This is a genomic window from Paraburkholderia ultramafica (genome assembly GCF_902859915.1).
GTDB lineage: Bacteria > Pseudomonadota > Gammaproteobacteria > Burkholderiales > Burkholderiaceae > Paraburkholderia > Paraburkholderia ultramafica.
In genome coordinates this window covers 1-5277 of sequence record NZ_CADIKK010000094.1, presented here as the reverse complement: position 1 = coordinate 5277, position 5277 = coordinate 1, and the positions used below count along the sequence as shown (strand labels likewise).

Annotated in this window: 3 protein-coding genes and 1 pseudogene; all 4 read left to right on the top strand. The window is 61.4% G+C overall.

Going from position 1 to position 5277, the window contains the following annotated elements; translation table 11 throughout:
• Positions 1–100 precede the first annotated feature (100 nt).
• Positions 101–524: pseudogene (locus HV744_RS35975) on the top strand (DDE-type integrase/transposase/recombinase); the annotation flags it as partial.
• Positions 525–778: 254 nt separating this feature from the next.
• Positions 779–2506, top strand: coding sequence for a methyl-accepting chemotaxis protein (locus HV744_RS35970; protein WP_175154003.1), 1728 nt, complete (start codon positions 779–781; stop codon positions 2504–2506).
• A gap of 13 nt (positions 2507–2519) precedes the next feature.
• A complete protein-coding gene (locus HV744_RS35965; RefSeq protein WP_175154002.1) occupies positions 2520–2822 on the top strand; it encodes a hypothetical protein in 303 nt (100 codons plus the stop codon).
• A 114-nt stretch (positions 2823–2936) separates the two neighbouring features.
• Positions 2937–5180 carry a LamG-like jellyroll fold domain-containing protein gene (locus HV744_RS35960; protein ID WP_175154001.1) on the top strand — a complete coding sequence of 748 codons (2244 nt, stop codon included), beginning with the start codon at positions 2937–2939 and terminating at the stop codon, positions 5178–5180.
• The last annotated feature ends 97 nt before the right edge of the window (positions 5181–5277 follow it).

Sequence of the window (5277 nt, the reverse complement as noted above, 5' to 3'; positions counted from 1 at the left end):
AGTGTGATCCACCGTCGACCTTACTGCTACGCCGCCCTCAGGGAATTCTAGCGCCTACGGAAAAGCGAAAAATCAATATCCCGATTGACAGGGAAAGTCATATCAGTATCTGTACCGCACCGTGGACAAGGCGGGCGAGACGGTAGACTTCCTGCTGCGAGCCAGGCGGGACAAGGAAGCGAACCGACGGTACTTCGAAAAGGCCGTCGATCAGAATGGCGTGCCCGAAACCGTAACCATCGACAAGAGTGGCGCCAATCTCGACGGGCTGCACGCGGTGAACGCCGAGCGTGAGACGCCCATCAAGATCTGCCAGGCTAAGAATCTCAACAAGATCGTGGAACAAGACCATCGGGCGATCAAGCACCGCACCCGACCCCATGTTGGGATTCAAGGATTTTCGTTGTGCCCGCATCTTGTTGAGTGGGATTGAACTCATGCATATGAGCGCAAAGCGGCAGATGAAAGACGCCGGCAAACTCAAGCCATCGGCCGCCCAGCAATTCTACTCGCTGGCGATGTAAGCAATCCTCATCATATAGCTATCGTTCACTCAAATCGCCTTACTGCGACAGAACCTCCTGACGGCACCTCCATATTGCGTGAAAAACCATTCAAGGTGTAGGGGGTTAACGCCGTATACCAGTGTACCAGACGAATTCTCGCTATGTGAGAAAAACGGCCTTCCGTCCACGCCCGAGCCAGCTGAGTGCCTGCGCGGTTCCGTTCGGTCTGCGCACGCCCCGTCATCGGGTTCCCTTTTAATTCTTCTATCCTTATGCTCAAGAATCTAAGTATCCGTGTCCGCCTGGCGCTGGCGATGGGTTTTCTCAGCGTGTTGCTGATCATCGGCGGCGTCATCGGCATCGTCGGCGTGTCGATGAGCAACAGCGATATACAAGAGCTTTATTCCAGCCGGCTGGCCTCCGCGGAGGCGCTCGGTCAGGCGAGCGTTTCGGTAGCGAGAACCCGCATCTGGTTGTTTCGCATCGCGCTTGATCCGACCAGTCCAGACGTACCCCAATGGATGCAGAACGCTCGTGATCTGCTTACTGCGACGAAGAAGGCGTGGGACGCGTATCGCGCGCTGCCATTCTCCGGACCTGACGAGGAGCGGCGCGCAGCCGACGTGAATGCGAGGCTCGAGAAGCTCATCTCGGATGGCATGGAACCGATGTTCAGCGCGATCGCCGCTCATGACGTGGCGAAGCTCGCCGAAGTCACCTTGCACCAACCGCCGTCGCTGTTCATCGCTGTGACTGACGGCATGGATGCACTTGACAGGATCCAGGTCACAGCGGCGCAAGCGACGTTTGAGGCCGCGCAGGCCCGCTTCCACGGGTTCGTCGGTGTCGCCATCGCCGGGATTCTGGTGGCGCTTGGTGCGGCAGCGCTCGCATGGTGGTCGCTGCAGCGCGCGATCGGCGCGCCCCTCGCCCAGGCACTGGTCCATTTCAGGGCGATTGCCGATGGCGACCTGACGACGCGCGTCGAGGTTCGCACGCGCGACGAGATGGGGCAGTTGATGAGCGGCCTGCAGGCGATGCAAGGCAAACTGGTGCAAACGATCAGTGTCGTGCGGGAGGGTTCCCGGTCGATCGATACCGCCGCGCAGGAGATCTCGGCCGGCAACCTGGACCTGTCGCAACGGACCGAAGAGCAGGCCGCCTCGCTGGAGGAAACCGCCTCGTCCATGGAAGAACTGACTTCGACGGTTCGCCAGAACGCCGACAACGCGAAGCAGGCGACCACGCTGGCCACTACGGCGTCGGGCGTCGCGCAACGCGGCGGGGAAGTGATCGGACACGTAGTCGAGACGATGCACGGAATCTCCGATAGCTCAGCCAAGGTGGCCGAGATCATCAGCGTGATTGAAGGCATCGCGTTCCAGACCAACATCCTCGCGCTCAATGCCGCGGTCGAGGCGGCCCGCGCTGGCGAACAGGGGCGGGGTTTTGCCGTCGTGGCTGGCGAGGTCCGCACGCTCGCCCAGCGCAGCGCGACCGCCGCCAAGGAAATCAAGGATCTGATCGGCGAATCGGTGACCCGGGTGGACGCCGGCTCGAAGCTCGTTGAGGAAGCGGGTAGCACGATTAACGAAATTGTCCAGTCGGTGCAGCGCGTGACCGACATCATGAGCGAGATCGCGGCAGCATCGGAAGAACAGAGCACCGGCATCGGACAGGTCAATACGGCCGTCACCCAGATGGATGAGGTGACCCAGCAGAACGCGGCGCTGGTCGAGCAAGCCTCGGCGGCAGCGCAATCGATGGCCGAGCAGGCCAAGGCGTTGCGTGACGCCGTGGCCGTCTTCAAGGTTGACGATCGGGGCGCCTCCGCGTCACGCGTGATGGCTCCGCGGAGCGAACCGCGCCGGCCGGCACCGAAGGCTCGCACGTCACGTCCTGCCACGTTGACAAGGCCAGAGACGGCGCCCCTGGTTACCCCAGGCACGACCACACTGGTTGCGACCGGCAGCAGTGCTGACGACTGGCAGGCATTCTGAGAGGAGCGGAAAAATGGACAATGTCAACGACGCGCTTGAACAGATGAACAGGGTCGTGACCGCCAACACGAAAACCATGAGCGTACTTGGCGCGCGGGCGATGGTGCTGGGCAAGTTTCTGAATGCAGTCCTGCCGCAGCTCGCGATGGTGCAGCGGACCGAGACCACCGAGTCATTCCGGCAGGGCATTGAAGAGACGCTGTCGCTGATGGACGATGTGCGAGTGCCCGCTGACTATCACTCGGCGCTGCTCGAACTCACCAATACCATCCTCGCCACACTCGGACACGCATCGGCCAGGCATCGCCTGGATTAGCCGGGTCGCACGTCATGGATTCGTGGTGGCGCGTGCCGTGCCACCCGTGTCCAGGCGCGAGTCATCTGCCAGCATCTCTCACCCCAACGAAGTTTCAATCACGGAAAGGCGAACATGGACGACATCAAGGACATCAACGAGCAAAGCCAGGGGATTTCGCGGCGCACCTTCCTATACAGCCTTGGCGCGCTCGCGCTATCGGCATGCGGCGGGGGCGAAGGCTCATCCGGCACCGATGCTGCAGCGGTTCGTAGTGCGAAGACCTCAAGCACACCGACTACGGGGCTCGCCGAAGTCGCAACAGGCGATTCGGATGTGACGACGAGCGGCAGCTTCGTTCATCCGGGCTTGCTGCATACGCAGGCCGACTTCGACCGGATGGCGCAGAAAGTCGCGGCGCAGACATCGCCTTGGTACGACAGCTGGAATCTGCTGACCGCCAACAGTCACGCGAGCCTGTCATACACGGCGCGTCCGCAAGTCGAAGTCACCCGCGGCGGCACCGGTACGCAAAACTATTCTGTTTTGTACAACGATATCGCGGCCGCCTACGCATGCGCGCTGCGCTGGCAGATCACGGGCGATACCGCCTATGCCGACAAGGCGGTCCAGATCATGAACGCCTGGTCTTCCACGTTGCAGGAGCTCACTGGCGACACGAACGTCGATCTCGCGGCAGGCATTTACGGCTACGAGTTCGCAAACGCCGGCGAAATCATGCGCGGCTATTCGAATTGGGCGTCGTCCGATTTTGCGGCGTTCCAGTCAATGATGCTCAACATCTTCTACCCGATCAACTACGACTACCTGAACGGGCACAACAACACGGAGATCACGCATTACTGGGCCAACTGGGATCTCTGCAACATCGCATCGGTCATGGCGATCGGCGTGCTTTGCGATAACCAGGCGCTCTTCGACGAGGCAGTGAATTACTTCCTGAAGGGCACCGGCAACGGTGCGATTGCGCAGGCGGTCTATTACTTGCATCCCGGCTACCTGGGGCAATGGCAGGAGAGTGGGCGCGACCAGGGGCACAACACGCTCGGCATCGCCCTCGGTGGGGCGATCTGCGAGATGGCCTGGAATCAGGGCGTCGACCTCTACGGCCACGACAACAACCGCTTTCTCTCCGGTGCCGAATATGTCGCGAAGGGGAACCTGCTGGAGCCGGACGGGACGACTTACTACACGGTGCCATACGTGACGTACTCCAACGTCGACGTCACGCAGACGGAGTTTTCGACGACTTCGCAAGGCACCATTCGGCCTTGCTGGGCGCTCGTTTATAACCATTACGTGAATCGCCTGGGCCTGGCGGCGCCATGGTCGGAGAAGTTCGCGCTGCAGATCCAGCCCGAGGGCGGCGGCGGCAACTACGGCACGTCCAGCGGAGGATACGACCAGCTCGGTTACGGCACGCTCACGTGCACCGTCGATCCGGTGACGCCCGCGAGCGCGCCGAGCGGCCTGACGGCCTACCCGAGTGCCGGGCAGGTCGTACTGTCATGGTGGGGCGTCGCAAATGCCACGAGCTACAACGTACAGCGCAGTTCGACCTCGGGCGGTTCTTATAGCACGGTTGCGAGCGGCATTGTCGACCCGCTGACCTACACCGACTCTCCGGACACAGGCACGTGGTACTACGTGGTAAGCGCCCAGACAGCATCGGGCGCGAGTTCGAACTCGAGCGAAGCCGTCGCGGTCACGGCGATCCAGTTGCAGACCTATCTGACGTTCGACGAGACGAGCGGCACGAGCGCGGCTGATTCGAGCGGCAATGGCAATGCAGGCACGCTCGAGGGCGGCGTCACGCACGTAGCTGGCAAAGTCAGCAATTCCGTAGCGCTCGACGGCTCGACCGGCTACGTGAGCCTGCCGAATGACATTGTGGTTAACGTATCCGACTTTACGATCGCCGCCTGGGTCTATTGGAACGGTAACGGCGGGGCGTCATCGGCCCGCGTGTTCGATTTCGGCTCGGGGACGGGGCGCTACATGTATTTGTCGCCGAAGGGCACGTCCGGCTATGTGCAATTTGGTATCACGCTCAACGGCGTCCACGGCGAACTCGCCGTATACGGCAATGCGGCATTGCCAACGGGCCAGTGGGCGCACGTTGCGGTCACGCTTTCGGCGACGACGGCGACACTCTACGTGAACGGTAACGCGGTCGGCAGCTCGAGTGACGTTGTGTTCACGCCATGGCGCATCGGCGACACCGCGCAGAACTGGATCGGACGTTCGCAGAACTCGGCCCATCCCTACTTCAGCGGATCGATAGACGAGTTCCGCATCTATCTCGGTGCGATGTCCGCCGACCAGATCGCGACCCTGGTGCAAAGGGCTCTGATGTGATGGACGACTCCCGCTACGCAGCGAGAGGTTTATGCCAGAGTGGAGCGGTCGTGACGTCCACGGCAAAGGAGCGTTCATCATGAAGATAGCGACTGTT

Excerpts from the sequence above, each read along its gene's own strand:
- HV744_RS35965 (WP_175154002.1), top strand. The coding sequence starts at position 2,520 with ATGGACAATGTCAACGACGCGCTTGAACAGATGAACAGGGTCGTGACC.
- HV744_RS35970 (WP_175154003.1), top strand. The coding sequence starts at position 779 with ATGCTCAAGAATCTAAGTATCCGTGTCCGCCTGGCGCTGGCGATGGGT.
- HV744_RS35960 (WP_175154001.1), top strand. The coding sequence starts at position 2,937 with ATGGACGACATCAAGGACATCAACGAGCAAAGCCAGGGGATTTCGCGG.